The following is a 21,350-nucleotide window of genomic DNA, read 5'->3' on the forward strand; positions in this document are numbered from 1 at the left end:
TAACATCTATAAAAATAAAAATGGATTTATTAACATTTAAACTTATACTTGTACTAGCGCTTTTCCTGCTATCTCTTACGATAGCGGCCTACTCTACCTGGGCAGAAAGAAAAGTTGCCTCTATCATGCAGGATAGAATTGGTCCCAACAGAGCCGGACCTTTCGGATTACTGCAGCCACTGGCTGACGGTGGAAAGTTTTTCTTTAAGGAAGATTTTACGCCTGCCAATGCTGAAAAGTTTCTTTTCGTATTGGGACCGGCTTTGGTGATGTTTATTTCATTGATCACAGGAGCGGTGATTCCCTGGGGTAAAAGTTTAAATATTGCAGGTACTTCTTTTGATTTACAGGTTGCCAACATCGACGTTGGGGTACTTTTCATCATCGGAATGGCTTCAATTGGTGTATACGGAATCATGATCGGAGGTTGGGCTTCGAATAACAAATATTCATTATTAGGTGCTATCCGTGCTTCTTCACAGATGATCTCTTACGAACTGGCAATGGGATTAGCATTACTTTCTATCATTATGATGACGGGAAGTTTAGATTTAAAAGAAATTACAGAAAGCCAGACCGGTGGAAAACTATGGGGAATTATTCCCTGGGGTTCCGGAATGAACTGGAATATTTTCTACCAGCCGATTGCCTTCCTTGTATTCTTCGTAGCTGCTTTGGCTGAAACCAACAGACACCCTTTCGATTTACCTGAGTGTGAATCTGAACTGGTAACAGGATATTCTACAGAATATTCTTCAATGAAATTAGGATTGTATATGTTCGGGGAATATGTGAACATGTTTATCTCCAATGCTTTCATGGTCGTTCTTTTCTTCGGTGGATACAACTATCCTGGAATTGAATGGGTTACTCAGAACTGGGGAGAAAACGTTGCAGGAATCCTGAGTATCGTAGCGTTTTTAACGAAAACGGTAATCGGAATTCTGATCTTTATGTGGATCAGATGGACGCTTCCAAGATTTAGATATGATCAACTGATGCACTTAGGATGGAAAACTCTGATCCCAATGGCATTAGTAAACCTATTGATTACAGGTGCTGTAATTTTAGCATTTGCCAACTAGAATAATTTGAAAATGAGATGATGTGATGATGTGATAATATGGTGATCCGGAAATACTTTTTTATTTTTCTGCTTCCATCTTCTAACATCTAACGTCTAACATCTAACATCTATAATTAAATGAAACTTACAAACAGATCAAAAGTTGTTTCCAATAAAGAAATGACCCTTGCTGAAAAAATCTATCTTCCTGCTATTTTTACCGGGATGGGGATTACATTTAAGCATGCTGTAAGAACCGTGATAAAAGGTGCTCCGGCAGTATATTCATATCCGGAAGTACAGAAACCAAGAACCACCATCTGGAGAGGTCAGCACGTTCTGAAAAGAGACGAAGAAGGAAGAGAAAGATGTACCGCATGTGGACTTTGTGCCGTGGCCTGCCCTGCAGAAGCCATTACAATGACTGCATCGGAAAGAACAAAAGAGGAAAAAGGACTTTACAGAGAAGAAAAATATGCATCCGTATACGAAATCAATATGCTGAGATGTATTTTCTGCGGAATGTGTGAAGAAGCCTGTCCTAAATCTGCCATTTATCTTACAGACAGATTGGTGGATGTAGAAACCAACAGAGGATCTTTCATCTATGGAAAAGATAAATTGGTTGAAAAAATAAATGAAAGGATTGATATTACAACAAGACAATCCGAGAAACAAAAAAATGCGGTAAAATAATGGATCAGTTTTTATTTTTCTTGGTGGCGTTTTTAGCAGTGGCTAGTGCAGTGTATTTTGTTTTTGCAAGAAACCCGCTCTATGCTATTTTGTCATTAATTGTTACGATGTTTTCAATTGCCGGAATGTACATTCTTCTGAATGCCCAATTTCTGGCAATCATTCAGATTATAGTGTACGCAGGAGCCATCATGGTATTATTCCTTTATATCCTGATGATGCTTAACCTTAATAAACAAGACGAAAGTAAGAAGAACAATACTTTAAAATTTGTTGGAGTTTTTACAGCCGGTCTTTTATTAATTGGGGTTTTAGGCGTATTCAGAGGCGTTCAGGACAATCACATTGTTGTTGAAAATGTAGACAAAGGGGTTGGACTTACAAAAAATCTGGGCAGACTTTTGTTTAATCAATATGTTTTACCGTTTGAGCTTGCATCCATCCTTATTTTGGCAGGTATTGTAGGTGCGGTATTAATCGGTAAAAAAGATTTATAAAATTATGGGAGAAGTAAATACATTTATACAAAGCGTCCCTCTGAATTATTTCATCATTCTTTCTTCAGTATTGTTCTGTTTGGGAGTGTTGGGAGTATTGCTGAGAAAAAACGCTATTGTTATTTTGGGCTGTGTAGAGCTTATGCTGAATTCTGTAAACCTTTTATTAGCTGCTTTTTCAGCCTATAAAGGAAACGGAGACGGACAGCTTTTAGTTTTCTTCATTATGGTGGTGGCTGCTGCAGAAGTAGCAGTAGGTCTGGCAATTATTGCTATGCTATATAGAAATACCCGTTCTGTGGATGTAAGTATATTTAATAAATTAAGAGGATAAGAATGGAAAATTTAATATACGCAATTGTACTTTTACCACTTTTAGGTTTTCTTATTAACGGTTTATTCGGGAAAAACCTTCCAAAAATTGTTGTTGGAAGCTTGGCTACAGCAATGGTTTTTGCCTCTTTCTGTATCGCAGTAAGCCTTTTCATGAAATTCGATTCCGAAAGCCAGCCTGTCATTGTAAAGGCTTTTGAATGGTTCAGAGTAAACGGAGTTCAGATCAATTTCGGATTCCAGATCGATCAGCTTTCATTAATGATGGTGATGATCATTACAGGTATCGGATCATTGATTCATTTATATTCTATCGGATACATGAGCCACGACAAAGGTTTCTATAAGTTCTTTACTTATCTGAATCTTTTCATCTTCTCTATGTTATTGTTAGTAATGGGAAGCAACTACCTGATCCTGTTCATCGGATGGGAAGGTGTAGGACTTTGTTCTTACCTGTTGATCGGATTCTGGTATACCAATGAAGAATACGGTAAAGCAGCAAGAAAAGCTTTCATTATGAACAGAATTGGTGACCTTGCCCTACTGATCGGTATCTTTATGATTGCCTCTCAGACCAATGCAGTGGATTACCTTACTGTAGCACAGAACTCTTCAAAATTTGAATTAGACGGAACCGTAATTATATTTATTACAGCCAGTTTATTTATCGGAGCTACCGGTAAATCTGCTCAGGTTCCTTTATATACATGGTTACCGGATGCAATGGCGGGACCAACTCCTGTATCAGCGTTGATCCACGCGGCAACGATGGTAACGGCTGGTATCTATTTGGTGGTAAGATCAAATTTCTTATTCACTTTGGCACCAACCGTTCAGGGAGGAATTTTATTCATCGGATTCTTAACCGCTGCTTTGGCTGGATTCTATGCACTTCGTCAGAACGACATCAAAAAAGTATTGGCCTACTCTACCGTTTCACAGCTTGGATTTATGTTCATTGCTTTAGGATTGGGAGCTTATACTACAGCGATGTTCCACGTAATGACGCACGCATTCTTCAAAGCATTATTATTCTTGGGAGCAGGTTCTGTAATCCACGCGATGAGCAACGAACAGGACATGCGTTTCATGGGAGGTCTGAAAAAATACATTCCAATTACTCACGCTACTTTCCTTATCGGAACATTAGCCATCTCAGGTTTCCCTCTATTATCAGGGATGATCTCTAAAGACGAAATTTTAGTAGCTGCTTTCGCTAAAAATCCAATCTACTGGGTGATCTTATTTGTTTTAGCAGCTATGACGGCCACTTATATGTTCAGACTGTATTACCTGACTTTCCACGGAGAATTCAGAGGTACGGAAGACCAGAAACACCACTTACACGAAAGCCCGTCTAATATGACCCTTCCGTTGATCGTACTGGCTATCCTTTCTGTACTTGGAGGTTTCATTAACCTTCCTCACTTCATCGGACATGGTCATTATGCAAAATTAATGGAATGGCTGAAACCTGTTCTTACCGAGCAAAGCTACAGCCAGATGGAAGCTACTCTTTCGGGAGTTCCGTTTGGTACTGAAATGATATTATTAGGAGCTACCGTATTAATGTTCTTCTCCGTATGGTTCATCGTAAAAAATACCTACGTGAAAAAGAAAAAGATGGCTCTTGCAGAAGAAAACTATACCGGATGGGAAAAGCTTTCTGCTAAAAAACTATATGTAGACGAACTTTACAATGCATTAATTGTAAAAACTGTTGAAGGATTAGGACGAGGAGGAAAGATGTTTGATAAAGGAATCTTAGACCGTTTTGTAGACTTTGTAGGCGAAGGTGCTGAAGACAGCGGAAAAGCTATGAAGCGTATCCAAAACGGAAATGTAGAGACTTATATTCTTATCATGTCTTTAGCTGTGGGAATTATACTGATTGTTAACTTTATATTACAATAATGTCTGGTTTATTATTAACATTATTACTATTACCTCTAGTAGGTTCGGGATTAGTTTTTGTCTGGAAAGATAAGTCCAGCAAATATTTGGCGCTGGGAATTGCATTGATTCAAATGCTTATCACGTTCTACATCGTAGCGGATTTTGATTTTAATCCAACGGTAGACAGTGTATTGCAGCACGAGATCAATTACCCTTGGTCACAGTTTATTAAAAGCTCACTTCATTTCGGAATAGACGGAATGAGCCTGCTGCTTTTGGTACTGACCAATATTTTAACGCCAATTATCATTTTATCTTCTTTTAACGAAAACGTAAGCTACAGAAATACGTTCTATGGTCTGATTCTGCTGATGCAGTTCGGTCTTGTAGGGGTGTTTACCTCTTTAGACGGACTGTTGTTCTACATTTTCTGGGAAGTAACCCTGATTCCGATCTGGTTTATTGCCGGACTTTGGGGCCAGGAAAACAAAAGATTTGAATTCACTACGAAATTCTTCGTTTATACATTCGTTGGGTCACTGTTTATGTTAGCCGGACTGATCTATGTGTACAACCACTCTGCATCATTCGCTTTAACAGATTTATACAACGCTCAGCTTAACGAAGTACAGCAGACGGTGGTATTCTGGTTTATTTTCTTTGCTTTTGCAGTGAAATTACCGGTATTCCCTTTCCATACATGGCAGCCGGATACGTATACCTACTCTCCTACTCAGGGATCTATGCTTTTATCAGGGATCATGCTGAAAATGGCAGTGTACGGGGTAATGCGTTATCTTCTTCCAATCACTCCGCTTCCTATTGCAGGAATTTCAGGACAGATCGTTATTATTCTGGCTATTGTAGGAATTGTTCACGGAGCATTAATTGCAATCATCCAGACCGATATGAAGAGAATCATTGCTTATTCTTCTTTCTCTCACGTAGGATTAATGGTAGCGGGGATCTTCGCTTCTGCCGTGATCACGTTAAGAGGAACCTTCAATGTGGAAGGAGCTGAAGGAGCATTGGTACAGACATTTGCACACGGTATCAACGTGGTGGGACTATTCTACTGCTGCGATATTTTATACAAGAGATTTAAATCAAGAGATATCAGACAAATGGGAGGTTTGGCAAAAGTAGCCCCTAAATTTGCGGTATTGTTCCTGATCATTATATTAGGTTCAATGGGAGTTCCATTGACGAACGGTTTCATCGGGGAATTTATTCTGCTAAAATCTGTTTATGATTTTAACGGATTGGCAGCAGTAATTGCCGGTCTTACAGTAATTCTTTGTGCAGTGTATTTATTGAGATTCTACGGAAAAGCAATGTTCGGTGAAGGAGACGAAGCCGTTTTAAGTACAGCAAAAGATTTATCCGCTGTGGAATTTTCTGTATTGGCGAGTTTAGCTGTATTTGTTATCCTGTTGGGTATATTCCCGCAGCCGGTAATTGATATGGTAGGCAGTTCAGTGAAGTTTATCTACACGTCAATGGCTAATTAGAAGATTAAAAGATTTAAAAATTAAAAAATTAAGAGATTAAGAAATGAGTCATCAGAAATCTTGCCTCATCTCTCAAGTCTCACATCTCAAATATAAATTATGAGTGTTTTAATTATTGTTTTCCTAACGGCAGTTGTTGCGTTATTTTCAGGAGTTTTTGAACAGGGAAAATTCGCAAGATACATTGGGATTTTAGGATTGATTATCGCTTTATACGTAAGCTTCTTACCGGAATGTGCTTTCTTCGAAAAGTACAGACATATGTATGAGTATACCGCAAATACTGCGCTTTTCACCAAAATATCTATTGTAACAACATTATTGTTATTCTTTTTGGGAGGTTTTGCATTCAGCAACCACAGAAGCCACCAGTCAGAATTATATGCATTGATGCTTTTTGCACTATGCGGAGGGATCGTTCTTTTCGGATTCCAGAATTTAGTTACTCTTTTCTTAGGAGTAGAAATTCTTTCCATTCCTTTATATGTAATGGCCGGAGCCAACAAAACTGATTTAAGATCAAACGAAGCTTCGATTAAATATTTCCTGATGGGTGCTTTTGCAACAGGTTTCTTACTGTTCGGAATTGCATTTATCTACGGAAGTGCGGGAAGCTTTGATCTCTATAAAATCCACGATTTCGGAATGGCCCACGCTACAGACGTCATGTTCATCTTAGGAGTCTTACTGATTCTTTGTGCATTGGCATTCAAAGTAGCTTTAGCCCCTTTCCATATGTGGAGCCCGGATGTGTACGCAGGTTCTCCTTCATTGATCACGGCATTTATGGCGAGTGTGGTAAAGATCTCAGGATTCTTTGCTTTATTCAGATTAATGACGATTGGTTTTGCAGGCGTTACCCACGAATGGATCAATGTATTGGGAGTATTCCTTATTATTACTCTTCTTCTGGCAAACGTTATGGGTCTTGCCCAGACCAATGCTAAAAGAATGCTGGCTTACTCTTCCGTATCTCACGCAGGATACATCGGATTGGTTTTCTTCGGAATGACGAGCCTTTCGACCTACAACCTGGCATTTTATCTGTTCGCTTATTCATTATCAACCGTGGGAGTTTTCATGTGTCTGATCTGGGTAGAGAAATTGAAAAGAGAAACTTCTTTCGGAGCTTTCAAAGGATTGGCTAAAACAGAGCCTTTATTGGCAACTGCTGCGGCAATCTCTATGCTTTCAATGGCTGGAGTTCCGTTAACAGCAGGTTTCATGGGTAAATTTGCTCTATTCTCCCAGGCGATGAATGGTGCCGCTTTCCTTGTACTGGTTGCTGTTTTAGGTTCTGCACTTTCTATTGCATTCTATTTAAGACTGATTATTGCGATGTTCTTCTTCAAAGAATCTACATTCAAATCTTCAGAAAAAGTAACCCTTACGTACAATATTGTTGCGGTATTTGTTATCGTATCCATTATTCTTCTGGGTGTTTTCCCTGACTTATTTGCAAGACAGTTCGGATTATAAAATCCGTTTCTACGATATTAAAAAAGCACAACTTTCCGGTTGTGCTTTTTTTGTGACCTCTCATAAAACCAGATGCACTGAATTTATGTAGAAAAAAGGTTGAAACTTACCTGAAATCCTTGTCAAGATTCAGAGCCTTGACAAGGATACTTAGCCCATTACAATCGTATTATTGAGAGTTTTTTCGTTGAGCTTATGAAAAAAATTTCACAATACTCATTCCAGCGAGAAAATCAATGCTAAAAAATCACTTTTACAATAAAATAAAAAGACATCCCAATTCAATTTCTATTTTAAATCTGCGGGAAAACAGCTACATTTGAATAACATTAATCACTATGAAAAAAATCTTTATCACCCTACTTACCGCTCTGCTCATCGCAACCCTGGTATTTTTCATCAATAAAGACCAAAAAGATACTCCGAACTACAGAATGTTCGTTCTCCCTTTCGCCCTTATATTCTCTATCCCTTTAATGAAATTTCTCTTTCCTGTAACCAGAGAATTAAAGATCGGAACTTCAGAATTTTATCCTAATCTTTTCCGCAAAACTGCAGAATTTTTTAGAAACAAAAGAAGTAGCCATTAATATTTTATTTATTTCTACTTATTGTTTAAGAAAAATAAACATAGTAATTATAACAGATTATTTTCACCAATTTCAGACCCATTTGGAAGTTCTGTTTTTTTCATAACTTTACTATAAATTTCAGCTCTTGACCGATTTTTACAAAAATGACTCCCCTTTTCAGGTATATATTTCATTCAAAAAATATTTGGATGTTTTAGAACATATCCGGTACAACGACCGTTTGGAATATCGTGTCAACTATGCTGAATCATTACTCGAAAGAACAAAAAATTTTCAGGAACTGAAAGAAGGTTTTCAGGATATTTCATTTATTGAAAAACATGAAGACCTCATCAGGCTGCTCCTTTCGGATCTCTTTCCTACCGGTCTTACTCACAATGAAATAAAAGCAGCGAGTATTCCGATGTCTAATGTTACTTTTAATTATACCCAGAGATTTACGGATATTCTTGAAGATGCCGGAAAAGATTTTGAAATAGAGCTGAGAAATATAGATGATGAAGAATTTTACGTATTCTGCTGTTGTATCATTATTCAGATTCACTTCAAAAAAGATATTAAAACCACAATTCCTCTGTATTATGATATCCCGAACCGGCAGGGAATCATGAAACACTACAAAATTACAATCAATTCAGATTTTACAGATATTTATCCTACTGAAGAGGCAAAAATCCCGTCTGAAGAGGTGGTTGATATGCTCCTTGAAAATCTGGACGACTTCAAGCTCTGGAAGAAATATTTCCCTTCAAAATCATGGATATTGAAGGGTTTTACCATTATTTCGCTGGTAGACTGTACATCCGAAGTTGCTTTATCTGACCTGAAATCCAGTATGATCGAGATCGACCCGGAAGATCTGAGTCCCAACGAAAATCTGGTTGAAATTTTCAAATCTTATTTTGATGTCCCGGAACTTAATTTCGGGCTGATGTTGTTTGATAAAAAAGATCAGAAGCTGGGAAGACTGCCTATTTACGAAAACGTTTTCACCCATCATGTACTCGACTTTTGGATCAATGCATTTGATGAAGAAACCCGAAAAAATACATTCACTAATATCAATCACAATTCCAAACCTATTGTGATCTCGAATGTAAACAACCTGGATGATAATATCAAAGCACTTCCTTCTTTCAGTATTTTAAAGGATAACCATATCAACAGTTTTATGGTCATTCCTATTATGAAGGATAATGAACTTTTGGCCATCATGGAATTTACGTCTCCTCAAGCCAATAGCTTCAATGGACTGAAGCTAAAAAAAATGGAGTTTTTCACCGATATGATCCTTTTCTCACTGAACAGATTCAGTTTTGAAAAAAATTATCAGATTGAAGCCATCATTCAAAGAGAATATACTTCCATCCATAATAGTGTGGTATGGAAATTCAGAAATGAGGCAGAGAAGTATTTCAATGCATGGCTGGGGAAAAAAATGTATACGCTGAAACAGATCTCTTTTAAAAATCTGACTCCGCTCTTCGGATTTTCCGATATCCGCTCTTCTTCCGACAAACGTTTCAATCTGATGCTGGAGGACCTCAACCAACAGCTGGAAAGTCTTCACGATATTTTCACCATGATCAATTCCGATTCAGAAAAATATCTGCTGGCCCTGGAACTTTTCGAAAATGAACTGAACAACGAGATCAAAGCTGATACAGAACAACGTCTTCAAAGATTTTTGAGAGAAGAAGTTCATCTGTATCTTCAGGGAAAGCTTGAGCTGAAAACAGATCCCGAAATAAAGGAAAAAATTAAAGACTATTTCTTGCAGGTCTTTGTTCAAACCGATTTATTTTATGCGAACAGAAAAAGTCTGGACGATTCCATCACTCTGGTCAACAGAAAACTGGCAGATATGCTGGATGAAGGTCAGGTAAAAGCCCAGCAGATTTTCCCTCACTACTATGAAAGATTCAAATCCGATGGTGTAGAGCATAATCTCTATATCGGACCTAATATCGCCCCGGATCTTAGCTACACACCAAAAGTAGTACATCAGTTAAGATACTGGCAGCTGAAAACGACCTGCCATATGGAACGGGAATTTCAGAATTTCAAGCGTGATCTTCCCATTCAGCTGGATATTGCTTCGCTGATCTTTGTTTATAATGAAAAAATTGACATCCGTTTCAGAATGGATGAGAAACGCTTTGATGTAGATGGTGCTTATAATTCTTATTATGAAATTGTAAAAAAACGTCTCGACAAAGCCCATATCAAAGATTCATCGGAAAGAATAACCTGTCCCGGGAAAGTGACCATTGTGTATTTCGGTATGGAAAACCAAAAGGAATACCTGGAATACATCAGTAAGCTTCAGAAAAAAGGAATTCTTCAGAATGATGTAGAATTTTTGAAAGTTGAGGATCTTCAGGGCATCACAGGACTGCTGGCATTGAGAATTTCATTGATGTAAATGATTACTTACACGTAGTTTTTTTATCAGTTCCGTCATTTCAAATGATTATATTTTTATTGGTTTATTTTAATCTCAATCATGCATCCGGAGGAGAAACTATTGTCTATCTTTGAACGTGAAATATAAACCAGATATTCATTCTCAAACTATTCCTTCTCTATGGATCTCCATTCGTTTTTTGCTGAGTATTCCCTTCTTTTTTTGATTTCTTTATCTTTAATTGCTTTTGTTTCCGGCTTTATTGATGCCGTGGTTGGTGGTGGCGGACTGATACAGATTCCTGCATTACTTATTGCTTTCCCCAATCTTCAGGTGGCTACTATTTTCGGAACCAACAAAATTGCGGCTTTATCAGGAACAACGGTTGCGGCCAGTCAATATACCAGGAAAATACGTTTTAATTATTCTTTGCTGCTTGTGGTTTCCATCTTTGCATTCATTGCTTCTTTATTAGGAGCTCAGGTGGTCAGCATTATCAGGACAGAAATTTTAAAGCCTGTTATTTTGGTGATTCTGATCGTAATGATGGTCTATATTTATAAAAAAAAGCAGTTGGGAACCGTTCAGACTAAAACATTAACGCCATTAAAACAAATGATTTTGGGATCCGTTATTGGTGCTGTAGTAGGTTTCTATGACGGAATATTCGGTCCCGGAACCGGAAGTTTTTTCATCTTAGGCTTTGTTTTTCTACTGGGTTTCGAATTTGTAATGGCATCAGCTTATGCCAAAGTGATTAACTGCCTGACCAACATATCTGCACTTACCGTTTTCATCAGACAGGGGCATTATATATTAGGAATTGGATTGATGATGGCTTTTTTTAATGTGGCAGGAAGTTTCATCGGAAGCCGTCTGGCACTAAAAAAAGGAAATGGTTTTGTCCGGAAGATCTTCCTTGTCGTAGTTTCTCTGATGATCGCCAGATATGGGTACGATGTTTTCACGGAATATTTCTAAATTTTCCGTTCACTCTTGCGATGTTTTTTGAAAATTTAATCTATAAAATAAGAATCCGGCTTTTTAAGCTCGCCCTGGGGAATTCCTGCCTGCTCGAAAATAGAGTATTCAATGGTTCTGCACATGCTGTTTAGCGCAAGATCATTTTCTTCTTCCCCAAACGGCTCTCCAATTTCCTGGATAATGGCATCCAGAGCGATAAACGTGTAGCTGATCAAAAGAACAATCAGAGGCATCATCCATCCCAGACTGTCTACCAGCCCGAAAGGCAGCCAGAAGCAGTACAGATATACCGTACGGTGAAGCAAAACGCTGTAGGCAAAAGGTAACGGTGTATTATAGATTCTCTCACATCCTCCGGAAATACCGGAAAACTGATTCAGTTGATGATCCATAGAAGTCATAACGATAGTATCCATATTTCCTTTTCGCTGTTGCTCATTCAGCCAGTCTGCGATGAAGCCCAGGATAATGCTTGGAATAAATTTTTTATCCTTCAGCTGCTCTGCCTGTTCCGGAGAAAGAAGCCTCGTTAAATGTTCCGTTCCCGTTTTATCTCTCAACTGATAATTCAGCGCCCAGCAGAATGCTGATATCATTTTGATGATCTTTTCCTTTTCTTCCTTAGCTTCCGGTGACGGATCATTAACTAACGATAAAATCTGTCTGGTAAAAGATCTGGTCTCAATCACCAGAGCTCCCCAGAGTTTCCGGCCTTCCCAAAAACGGTCATAGCTCGCGGAATTGCAGAATCCCATGAAAATAGCCAATGCAAGGCCAATCAGCGTAAAAATGGTAGGATTAAGATGAACTTTATAATCAAATATCTTTCCTTTAAAATAATAAATGGAAAGTGAAAACAGTAAAATAACACTCAGCTGCACCACAATTTTCTTCAGCACAGATCCTCTCCATATAAACAACATTTTCAGCCAATTGGTACGCTGTCTGACAATCATCTGTATCTATTTTTTAATTAAAGGGTAAGAAAAGCATACCCGAAAGAAAGCACGGAAAGAATAATTCCGGCCATAAATATTTTATACGTTACCGATAAGAGTTTATACTTTCTGTCCAGAACTTTTCCCAGGAAATACAGGTCTTTCACCATAGAATCGTAGATGTAATCCCTGTCTTTGATAAGGTCTTTCATGGCATCATGATAATCGTTGAAAAGCATCTGATGAAAGTTTCCAAAAAAGAGAAGGTTTACTTTCCTTTCCTGAATATCCTGTGCCGTAAAACTGGTTTTCGTGACATTCGGTTTTGTGGAGAGGATAGCAAAAATAATCGTCAGAACACTTGAAAGCAGCAATACAAAACTCGGAATGATCAGGTGCGCATTTTTAGGCGTATCCAGCTTGGGAACCAATACGGAAAGACAGACTGAAATAATGATTGCATTAACGGAAAGAAGAATATTCGCTTTACTGTCTGCAATATCGCTCAGGCGGGTATGATTATTCAGTGTTACTCTAAATAAAGTATCTACGCTTCGGTCAGATTTCGGATCCTTAGGCTCCTTTTTAATATCCTGGCTTTCTTTTTTATCTTCCTTTTTATCCTCTTCCTTCTCAAGCTTCTTTTCTATTTTTTTGATATTTTTCTTTTTCAGAGGTTCCCAGTTTTCCTTTGCGTAATCCGTATAATAATGGTGTTTGTTTTTGAGCATATCCAGATTTCCGGCATTCCATTCTTCATTGGAAAAACATCTCACATTGGTAAGCTCCCATTCTTTTCTGAGGGCATCCGAAATATCATTATAATCGTGGCTGGCAAAATGGCTGCAATCTGCATCTTTTACTATTTTCTCCAAAAGATTCTGGGGCTCGTACGTTATTTTGGTAGCCAAGATGAGCTTAGAAACATCTTCAATGTAATTTTCAGGGTAATTTTCCTGCTTCAGAAAGTCGCTCAGAATAGTCACTCCTTTTTCTTCATGGTTCTGGGCACATTCTATATAGCCGATATCATGGAACCACAGCGCAAGCAGAACCTTTTCCTGATCTTCCGGGGAAACAGGTGTATTCCGCATAATCTCTTCGGCCTTGTTTACCGTATAGGTCGTGTGAATAAAATTATGGTAAAAGTATACAGAAGATAACTTATCTTTGAATAAGATTTCGACATAATCTTTAGCTTTGTGTAAAATGCTCATCCCTGAATTTTTGTTAATGTAAATTTATGAATTTATCCTTTAAAACTCATTTAAAAAATACTTCTATTGCCTTTAGAGCTGTATTATCTGCAGGAGTTCTTTATTCCTGCGCAACATATAACGTAAAAAAGGGTAAAAACTTATTTGAAGTTAAAAATTCTGACATCAAGTCGGAGAATGATTTTAAAATTTTCCTGATCGGAGATGCGGGAAATTCAGAGGAACCCCAGGCACAGAGCACATTAAATTTACTGAAAAATAAACTGGATTCTGCAGACAGCAATTCTATGCTGATCTTCCTCGGGGACAATATTTATCCCAACGGATTACCGAAAGAATCAGACAAGGAGTACGCAGCAGCCAAACAGAAACTGGAAAACCAGCTCGCCATTACCAAAAACTTCAAAGGGAAAACACTTGTTATTCCTGGAAATCACGACTGGAATAATGGTCTGGACGGGCTAAAACTACAGGAAGATTTTGTAAAAAACTACCTCAACGACAAAAAAGCATTTCTTCCTAAAAACTCCTGCGGTATAGATGATATCAATTTATCGAAAGATATCAAACTTATCGTCATAGATTCCGAATGGGCTTTGGTTAACTGGGATCAATATCCGGGAGTAAATAAAAACTGCACCATCAAAACCCGCGAAGATTTCTTCACGGAGTTTAAAGATCTTGTGACTAAAAATCAGGATAAAAAAATCATTGTTGCCCTGCATCATCCTGTGATCAGCAGTGGAACCCATGCAGGATTTAATTCTGCAAAAGCTCACCTTTATCCGTTGAAAAGCAAAATTCCGGTTCCTATTGCGGCAAGCGTTATCAATGTACTGAGAAGTTCTTCCGGAGCCAGTCTCGAAGATATCAATAATCAACATTATGCTGATCTGGCCAACCGTCTGAAAAGCATCGTTCAGGATAAAGAAAACATTATTTTCGTATCAGGGCATGATCATAATCTTCAGTATCACGAAGATCGGAATATCAGACAGATCGTCAGTGGTGCAGGTTCAAAAATTGATCCGGCTACCATCGCAGAAAAAACAGATTTTTCCTACGGAGGAAGCGGTTTTGCTGTTCTGAATATAAGAAAAGACCAAAGTACAGATGTAGAATATTTCTCTACTCAGGATAATCAGCTGAAAAAGCTTTCCCACATTTCCGTCATTTCAAAACCTGATGTATTTGTGAATAACTATCCGAAGTCTTTTCCGGGAACTGTTACCTCAAGCGTTTATCCCGTGGAACTTACTAAAAAAGGAAGAGTTTACCGTTGGCTTTGGGGCGAACATTACAGAAAATATTATGGAATTCCTGTGGAAGCTCCTACCGCAGATCTTGCTTCCCTGAACGGAGGATTTACTCCCTTCAGAGAAGGCGGCGGAAACCAATCGAACAGTTTAAGACTGAAGGCCGCAGATGGTCAGGAATTCGTCATGCGCGGAGTAAAAAAGAGCGCCGTACGTTTTCTTAACAATATGGCTTTCAAAAAAAATACATTCGGAAACGAGCTGAACAATACATTTCCTGAAAAGTTTCTGCTTGATTTCTATACTACCAATCATCCGTTTACTCCTTTTACAGTGGGAAATATGGCTGATAAACTGAATATCTTCCATAGCAATCCCAAACTGTATTATATTCCGAGGCAATATGCTTTGGGAGAATACAATGAAAATTACGGGGACGAAATGTATATGATTGAAGAGCGTTTTTCTTCGGATCCAAAAACTCTGGCTTCACTTGATAACGCAAAAGATATTGTTTCAACAGATGACGTTCTGAAAAATTTCTCTAAAAACTATAAATATTCCGTAGACCGGGAGTCGTATATCAGAGCAAGGATTTTTGATATGCTGATCGGTGACTGGGACAGGCATTCAGACCAATGGAAATGGGCTGAATATCAGGACGGAGATAAAACTGTTTATAAACCGATTCCTAAAGACAGGGATCAGGCTTTCAGTAAATACGATGGAGCTGCCTTCAGGATTATTATGAATGTTCCTGCCATCCGCCACATGAAAACCTTCAAGGAAGAGATCAAGAATGTGAAGTGGATGAATATGGAACCGTATCCTCTGGATCTTGTCTTTTTAAAAGGAGCTACGCAGGAAGAATGGACTGCACAGGCGCAATATATCCAGGAACATCTCACCGATGCAGATATTGATGATGCATTTACAGACCTTCCCAAAGAAGTAAAGGATGAAACAATTGCAGATATTCAGAGAAAATTAAAAGCCAGAAAAACAAAACTTCAGGAATATGCTGCGCAGTATTATGATGTATTGCAGAAAAAGGTTCCTCTTGCCGGAACTGTGAATCCGGACAAATTTGTGATTACAAAAAACGGGCATTCCGTGAATGTAAAACAATATAAATTAGACAAGAACAAAGAAAATCCGGAGCTTGTTTTCGAGAAAACCTATGAGGATTCCAAAACGGAGGAGCTTTGGATTTATGGTCTTGAAGATGATGATATTTATGAAGTTTCCGGGGAAGGAAGACCTAAGATGAACATCAGACTGATTGGTGGCTACAATCATGACACCTACAATATTGCAGACGGAAAAAGTGTAAAAATTTATGATTTCAAGTCTCAGAAAAATACCTACAAGGGCCGTACTGCCACAAAAAATATTTCTGATGACTACGATATCAACACTTATAATTACAAACATCCGAAATATAATTTTTTTGCAGGTTACCCGAATATAGATTACAATCCGGATGATGGAGTGATCATAGGTTTCCTGGCTAATTACACGGTCAATAATTTCATCCGTGATCCTTATACGCAAAAGCATAGTCTTAAAGCTAATTTTTATACGGCAACCGGAGGGTTTAATGTTGCCTACAAAGGAATTTTCAAAAAGGCAATTTCCGGATGGGATTTCAATATTGATGCAGCTTATACCACACCACGGTTTGCAAAAAATTTCTTCGGATTGTCCAACGAAAGTGATTACGACAAAGAAGATACTGAAAGAGAATACAACAGGGCCAGAATCTCAAAATTCAATTTTGCTCCGTCTATCTCCAAAAAAAGCTGGCTGAATCTTCAGCATCAGTTCCAACTGACTTTTGAGGACAATAAGGTACAGCGCAAAGGAGACCGCTTTATAGATCAGTCTCCGGATGTAAGGCCTGAAGTGTTCAAAAGCCAGCAGTTTGCAGGAGCCAATTATACCTTCAGCTTCAAAAATTTAGATAACAACGCCTTCCCTACTCTGGGTCTTGAGTTATTATTAAATGCAGACTGGAAAGCTAATCTTGCCAATACGGAAAGAAATTTCTTCACTCTGAACGGAACTCTGACCATAGACCACAGAATTGACAAGAGAGGAAATTTTGTACTGGCTAATTCCAGTAACGCCATGTGGATCAGTAATAATAATTTTGAATTCTATCAGGCCGCGGCCATAGGAGGAAATAATGGAATGAGGGCGTTCAGAAATGACAGATTCTCCGGAAAATCATATTTCACCAACAATTCTGAAATCCGATGGGATTTCGGCAGGGTAAGAAATAATATTGTTCCTGCCAATATGGGAGTTCTTGTAGGTTATGATATCGGGCGTGTATGGAATGACAACGAAGACTCCAGGAAATGGCACCAGTCCGTAGGCGCAGGCTTCTGGATGAGTGTGGTGGAGACCTTCTCTGCCAGGCTGAATTATTTCTACGGCTCAGATGGAGGCAGAATTTCTGCAGGTGTGGGAATGACCTTTTAAACAGATTTATCCTTTTTATTATATCCATTAAATTCTACCTATCAACAGGTTGAAAATATCCTTTTATTCATTATCTTTAAGATAAAGTAAATTTAAAAATAAGGCCTATCTATTTGTAAATCAGCATAAATAAACAAAATACAATTAAAAAAATCAATTCATATTTTTCATTGCTTCCATCGAAAGCATTCATACACCAATATGTTTGTATATCTTTTAAAAATTTGATGTTTTAAAAAGGATTTATATTTGTTTTTTAAATTATTTCAACAAAAACAAACTATTGGATGAAAAAAACGCTATTATACATGGCATTCATTGCCATGTCCTCAAATGTCATTGCGCAAGTTGGGGTTGAAACACCAACACCACAAAGTACCTTACATGTCAATGGAAGTCTTCAGGTAGTCAAAGATTTTAATGTGGGCGGTAATGCCAAAACAAGAGGCAACTCGGGTAACCGGGGTGAAGTCTTAATGTCAAACGGAGCGGGAGCTGCACCAACCTGGGGTACTATCGAATCCCAAAACTTCTTAAAAGTTGTATTTGTCGGCAATAAAACCGATATCAATCCCAGCTCCGGCAGCTATACAGGAACCGGAAGTAACCCGGTAAGCACTCATGATAGTTATACACAGAACTATGTTTATAATGTGAGCAACAAAATAGACAATACCTATCTGAAGTACAATTCCACTACGGGATTATTTACTGTAATAAAACCAGGATACTACAATATTGTTCCTTATATCACCTACGATTTGAGCCTAAACGGAAACGGATACACAGCAGGAACAGCAAAATCTACTATTCAGAAGGTTTCACCGGCTACAACTACATTGGCTTCAATGTCTACAGGACATGGAGAACGTACACTGGCCGTGTATCATAATCTTTCTTCCATATCGTATTTTAATACTGATGATACTTTCAGAATACGCTGCGTGTATACTCAGAATTTCAGATTATCAGCAGGAAACATCCATATTTCCTATCTTACTCCGTAAGAATTTTATTGGTTTTAACCCTTTTACCATTATTTGGTTTGAGGGTTAAATTCAAATCTATATACATTTCCTCCTGTATCCTTATCTTTTTCATCAGCAATCAGTAAGGTTTTATCATCAAGGAAAACAACAGCTTCTTTTTGAGAATTGTGATTGAAAGGAATCTTTTCAATTCCTGCAGCATTGAAATTGTCCGCCGTAAACCCGGAAAGAATGTGAATATTTTTGTGGGTAAGCAGAACAATCTTATCCTGACTGCTGTTAATAGCTGCAGAAGTGATGGCTGCATCGCTGTACTTCCCTTCCAGCTTCAGTTTTCCTATTAATTTAGCTTCAAAATCTCCTTCTTTGTTAGGAACCTGAAATACCAGGAAAGTTCCGTCAAAGCCCTTGCTTCTGTTCTTGGTAAAAAGATAGAAATTACCATTCATCTCTACAAAAGCTTCACAGTCATACAACCAGTCTGACTTTTTAGGAGGAAATTCGGTTTGTCCTTCGTAATGAAACTTTGTTGTCTGGATAGCTTTGGTCGTTTTTTGAGCAGTATCTTTTAAATCCAGCTTTAAAATAGCCAGATTCTGTCTCATGTTGTCGTTATTTCCAAAATCTCCGAGATAAATGTTTCCCTGAGCATCTTTTGTAATATCTTCCCAGTCATTATTCTCAGCATTTTCCACCTGAACATCTGCTATGAGCTTGCCCTGCAGATCCAGACCATACACTACATTTTTATTTCCCTGATCTTCTATGGCCCAGATTGTCTTTTGATCCTGAGACAAGGCAATTCCTGAAACTTCCTTGAGCTTTTTAGGCAACGGGAATTCTACTTTCAGATCATCTGTTTTAGGAGAATCCTGAGCTTTTGGGTTACAGCTCCATAGTAAAAAAGCGGATATAGTAAGAATACGCAGCATAGCTATTTTTTTAATTTTTTAAACTGAACATACGAGTACCGTATATTTTTCTCTAAGTTATTAATAATCTGCTGATGATTGAGAAAAAAACCAGCCGAAAGACCTATCAAACTTCCAATAATTGTATCCAGAAGTCTTGCATGCATCAGGTTTTCCACTTGATGATGAACCAGGCTTCCGGTTTCCGTCAGAAGAATCGTGAGCGGTGTTATGAAGATCACGGCAAAGCCATAATTTCTTACAATAAGCAGCTCTATGATAAACTGAAGTACCGTAATGATGATGATCATCTCTATTTTCGCAGGATCAAACAACAGGATGAGCCATGCAAAACCTATTCCAATAAAGGTTCCAAGAATTCTGTGCATATTCCGCTGGCGGACATGTTCAAAATTGCGGCCTTGTATAATGGCTACAGCCGCGATGGAGATCCAGTAGGTATTTTCAAATTTCAGAAGATGACCGACAATCAGCGTCAACATCATAAAAAAACCAATGATGGTGCTTTCTACAAATTTGGTATATCTTCTTTTGTTAAATTGTCTTCTCCTCGGGATAGAAAACACCTCTCCTTTTTCTATGAAAACAGAATACAGAAAAGCAAATGTACAGGATAAGATGGCTCCCATAGCTACCAGTCCCACTCTTGTAGGAATCATTTCCAAATCAAACTGGTAGGTACTTGCCATAGCCGCCAGCATAATGAAGAAAAAATTTCCGGGCGGCGGAATTTTAAAGTAAGACGTAATAAAGTGAGCCAGAAAAGAAACAATTCCCAGAGACAGGCCCGCTGCATAAGCATTAAAACTGAAAAACAGACTTATGGTAAAGGAAAAAACCATTCCGAATGCACACACCGCAAGATGAACCATCCTCTGGGTAATGGGCGCTGATGTAAAATACAAAATCGTTAAAGCACCCAAACTGGATAAGCTTCCATAGTTGGGCTTTCCTAAAAAATAACCAATGAAGAGGCAACTTCCGATGCAAAGCGCCGCAAGAAAAGGAAAATGCCATTTTCGTTCTGTTTTTTTGAATTCCAGCAGATACTGAAATCTATGATGTACCGGTTTCTGTACTTTCATCTAGGACATTTGTTTTGCTTTCTCCCACAATACGTCCATTTCTTCCAAAGACATTTCAGCCAGTTTCAGCTCTGATTGTTCTGCAAGCTTTTCCATTTTCTGAAATCTGGAAATAAATTTCAGGTTGGTTCTTTCTAACGCAGAATCAGGATTTAGTCCGGATATCCTGGCATAATTGATCAGTGAAAAAAATACATCGCCCAGCTCCAGTTCTTTTTTATCAGGATCCGTTTCTGCATGAAATTCCTGAATCTCTTCATCTACTTTTTTCCAGGCATCTTCAGCATCATGGAATTCAAAACCGATTCCTTTTACTTTATCCTGAATTCTGTATGCTTTTACCAGGCTCGGAAGGCTTTTCGGAACTCCTCCTAAAATGGATTTATTTCCTTCTTTCAGTTTTAATTTCTCCCAGTTCTGCTTCACTTCTTCTTCATCTTTCACTTCCGTATCTCCGTAAATATGCGGATGGCGGAAAATCAGCTTCTCATTTAAAGAATTGATGACATCCGCAATATCGAAACTTTCTTTCTCCGAACCTATTTTGGCGTAAAAAACCAAATGAAGCAGCACATCCCCCAGCTCTTTTTTGATTTCCTGTAAATCTTCCTGCAGGATGGCATCCGAAAGTTCATAAGTTTCTTCAAGAGTCAGATGACGGAGCGACTGCAGGTTCTGTTTCTGATCCCACGGACATTTCTCACGCAGGTCGTCCATAATATCCAATAATCTTCCGAAAGCTTCTAATTTTTCCTGTTTGGTATTCATAATCTGAGAATTCAAAGTAGTGCAAATTTAGGGTAAATCTTTATTAATCCGGTTTTGATTTCACAGGCATTGTGTATTTGGTCTTTATTCTGTTTGTTTTTAGAAATCATCCTTGGAAGGTTTAAAACCCTTCCAAGGATATCAGCGCTAATTTCCAGGCTTTCCGGGTCATTTTAAATCAGCTATAAAAAAATCCCTGTCAGAAGTCTCTGA

Annotated in this window: 17 protein-coding genes; 12 read left to right on the plus strand and 5 right to left on the minus strand. The window is 38.2% G+C overall.

Going from position 1 to position 21,350, the window contains the following annotated elements; genetic code table 11:
* Nucleotides 1-20 precede the first annotated feature (20 nt).
* From nuoH to ACM46_RS21775, 10 genes are all read left to right on the plus strand, one after another.
* Nucleotides 21-1,085, plus strand: coding sequence for an NADH-quinone oxidoreductase subunit NuoH (gene nuoH, locus ACM46_RS21730; protein ID WP_048508766.1), 1,065 nt, complete (start codon nt 21-23; stop codon nt 1,083-1,085).
* Between the two features lie 119 nt (nt 1,086-1,204).
* The gene (locus tag ACM46_RS21735; protein ID WP_034703566.1) at nt 1,205-1,762 is read left to right on the plus strand and encodes a NuoI/complex I 23 kDa subunit family protein; all 558 of its coding nucleotides are present in this window, start codon (nt 1,205-1,207) and stop codon (nt 1,760-1,762) included.
* Entirely contained in the window at nt 1,762-2,259 is a 498-nt protein-coding gene (locus ACM46_RS21740; RefSeq protein ID WP_034703568.1) for an NADH-quinone oxidoreductase subunit J family protein, read from the plus strand. Before ACM46_RS21735 ends, ACM46_RS21740 begins: the two co-directional genes overlap by 1 nt.
* A 4-nt stretch (nt 2,260-2,263) precedes the next feature.
* Nucleotides 2,264-2,593, plus strand: coding sequence for an NADH-quinone oxidoreductase subunit NuoK (gene nuoK, locus ACM46_RS21745; RefSeq protein WP_034703571.1), 330 nt, complete (start codon nt 2,264-2,266; stop codon nt 2,591-2,593).
* 2 nt (nt 2,594-2,595) lie between these two features.
* Nucleotides 2,596-4,509, plus strand: coding sequence for an NADH-quinone oxidoreductase subunit L (gene nuoL, locus ACM46_RS21750; protein ID WP_048508767.1), 1,914 nt, complete (start codon nt 2,596-2,598; stop codon nt 4,507-4,509).
* Nucleotides 4,509-6,002, plus strand: a complete 1,494-nt coding sequence (locus ACM46_RS21755) for a complex I subunit 4 family protein (RefSeq protein WP_048508768.1) — start codon at nt 4,509-4,511, stop codon at nt 6,000-6,002. The genes nuoL and ACM46_RS21755 overlap by 1 nt, the downstream gene beginning before the upstream one ends.
* A 99-nt stretch (nt 6,003-6,101) precedes the next feature.
* On the plus strand, nt 6,102-7,481 hold the full coding sequence (locus ACM46_RS21760) for an NADH-quinone oxidoreductase subunit N (protein WP_048508769.1): 1,380 nt from the start codon (nt 6,102-6,104) through the stop codon (nt 7,479-7,481).
* 338 nt (nt 7,482-7,819) lie between these two features.
* Nucleotides 7,820-8,071, plus strand: a complete 252-nt coding sequence (locus tag ACM46_RS21765; RefSeq protein WP_048508770.1) for a hypothetical protein — start codon at nt 7,820-7,822, stop codon at nt 8,069-8,071.
* 127 nt (nt 8,072-8,198) lie between these two features.
* A complete protein-coding gene (locus ACM46_RS21770; RefSeq protein ID WP_048508771.1) occupies nt 8,199-10,499 on the plus strand; it encodes a GAF domain-containing protein in 2,301 nt (766 codons plus the stop codon).
* Nucleotides 10,500-10,661: 162 nt separating this feature from the next.
* Nucleotides 10,662-11,462 carry a sulfite exporter TauE/SafE family protein gene (locus ACM46_RS21775; protein ID WP_048508772.1) on the plus strand — a complete coding sequence of 267 codons (801 nt, stop codon included), beginning with the start codon at nt 10,662-10,664 and terminating at the stop codon, nt 11,460-11,462.
* A 35-nt stretch (nt 11,463-11,497) separates the two neighbouring features.
* Here the strand turns inward: ACM46_RS21775 and ACM46_RS21780 are convergent, their stop codons facing one another.
* Both ACM46_RS21780 and ACM46_RS21785 read right to left on the minus strand, forming a co-directional pair.
* Nucleotides 11,498-12,421, minus strand: a complete 924-nt coding sequence (locus tag ACM46_RS21780; protein ID WP_083997498.1) for a bestrophin family protein — start codon at nt 12,419-12,421, stop codon at nt 11,498-11,500.
* A 17-nt stretch (nt 12,422-12,438) separates the two neighbouring features.
* Nucleotides 12,439-13,620: a Pycsar system effector family protein gene (locus ACM46_RS21785; RefSeq protein ID WP_048508773.1), complete on the minus strand. Its 1,182-nt coding sequence runs from the start codon at nt 13,618-13,620 to the stop codon at nt 12,439-12,441.
* A gap of 26 nt (nt 13,621-13,646) precedes the next feature.
* On the opposite strand from ACM46_RS21785, the gene ACM46_RS21790 reads away from it, so the two are divergent.
* Together ACM46_RS21790 and ACM46_RS21795 are read left to right on the plus strand one after the other, a co-directional pair.
* The gene (locus tag ACM46_RS21790) at nt 13,647-17,363 is read left to right on the plus strand and encodes a bifunctional metallophosphoesterase/BamA family protein (RefSeq protein ID WP_048508774.1); all 3,717 of its coding nucleotides are present in this window, start codon (nt 13,647-13,649) and stop codon (nt 17,361-17,363) included.
* A 287-nt stretch (nt 17,364-17,650) separates the two neighbouring features.
* On the plus strand, nt 17,651-18,370 hold the full coding sequence (locus ACM46_RS21795; RefSeq protein WP_048508775.1) for a hypothetical protein: 720 nt from the start codon (nt 17,651-17,653) through the stop codon (nt 18,368-18,370).
* A gap of 29 nt (nt 18,371-18,399) precedes the next feature.
* Here the strand turns inward: ACM46_RS21795 and ACM46_RS21800 are convergent, their stop codons facing one another.
* From ACM46_RS21800 to mazG, 3 genes are read right to left on the minus strand one after another with little or no spacing between them, the layout of a single operon-like run.
* Nucleotides 18,400-19,284, minus strand: a complete 885-nt coding sequence (locus ACM46_RS21800; RefSeq protein WP_048508776.1) for a hypothetical protein — start codon at nt 19,282-19,284, stop codon at nt 18,400-18,402.
* Nucleotides 19,285-19,286: 2 nt separating this feature from the next.
* Nucleotides 19,287-20,369 (minus strand): FUSC family protein, encoded by a 1,083-nt coding sequence (locus ACM46_RS21805; protein WP_048508777.1) that lies wholly within the window; start codon nt 20,367-20,369, stop codon nt 19,287-19,289.
* On the minus strand, nt 20,370-21,137 hold the full coding sequence (mazG, locus tag ACM46_RS21810; RefSeq protein ID WP_048508778.1) for a nucleoside triphosphate pyrophosphohydrolase: 768 nt from the start codon (nt 21,135-21,137) through the stop codon (nt 20,370-20,372).
* Nucleotides 21,138-21,350: the final 213 nt, after the last annotated feature.

This window comes from Chryseobacterium angstadtii (assembly GCF_001045465.1).
Lineage (GTDB): Bacteria > Bacteroidota > Bacteroidia > Flavobacteriales > Weeksellaceae > Chryseobacterium > Chryseobacterium angstadtii.

Bases quoted from the DNA above. Each gene is read 5' to 3' on its own strand.
- nuoK (WP_034703571.1), top strand. From the start codon at position 2,264: ATGGGAGAAGTAAATACATTTATACAAAGCGTCCCTCTGAATTATTTC.
- ACM46_RS21785 (WP_048508773.1), bottom strand. From the start codon at position 13,620: ATGAGCATTTTACACAAAGCTAAAGATTATGTCGAAATCTTATTCAAA.
- mazG (WP_048508778.1), bottom strand. From the start codon at position 21,137: ATGAATACCAAACAGGAAAAATTAGAAGCTTTCGGAAGATTATTGGAT.
- ACM46_RS21765 (WP_048508770.1), top strand. From the start codon at position 7,820: ATGAAAAAAATCTTTATCACCCTACTTACCGCTCTGCTCATCGCAACC.
- ACM46_RS21795 (WP_048508775.1), top strand. From the start codon at position 17,651: ATGAAAAAAACGCTATTATACATGGCATTCATTGCCATGTCCTCAAAT.
- ACM46_RS21760 (WP_048508769.1), top strand. From the start codon at position 6,102: ATGAGTGTTTTAATTATTGTTTTCCTAACGGCAGTTGTTGCGTTATTT.
- ACM46_RS21805 (WP_048508777.1), bottom strand. From the start codon at position 20,369: ATGAAAGTACAGAAACCGGTACATCATAGATTTCAGTATCTGCTGGAA.
- ACM46_RS21735 (WP_034703566.1), top strand. From the start codon at position 1,205: ATGAAACTTACAAACAGATCAAAAGTTGTTTCCAATAAAGAAATGACC.
- nuoL (WP_048508767.1), top strand. From the start codon at position 2,596: ATGGAAAATTTAATATACGCAATTGTACTTTTACCACTTTTAGGTTTT.
- ACM46_RS21780 (WP_083997498.1), bottom strand. From the start codon at position 12,421: ATGATTGTCAGACAGCGTACCAATTGGCTGAAAATGTTGTTTATATGG.
- ACM46_RS21755 (WP_048508768.1), top strand. From the start codon at position 4,509: ATGTCTGGTTTATTATTAACATTATTACTATTACCTCTAGTAGGTTCG.
- ACM46_RS21790 (WP_048508774.1), top strand. From the start codon at position 13,647: ATGAATTTATCCTTTAAAACTCATTTAAAAAATACTTCTATTGCCTTT.
- ACM46_RS21775 (WP_048508772.1), top strand. From the start codon at position 10,662: ATGGATCTCCATTCGTTTTTTGCTGAGTATTCCCTTCTTTTTTTGATT.
- nuoH (WP_048508766.1), top strand. From the start codon at position 21: ATGGATTTATTAACATTTAAACTTATACTTGTACTAGCGCTTTTCCTG.
- ACM46_RS21740 (WP_034703568.1), top strand. From the start codon at position 1,762: ATGGATCAGTTTTTATTTTTCTTGGTGGCGTTTTTAGCAGTGGCTAGT.
- ACM46_RS21800 (WP_048508776.1), bottom strand. From the start codon at position 19,284: ATGCTGCGTATTCTTACTATATCCGCTTTTTTACTATGGAGCTGTAAC.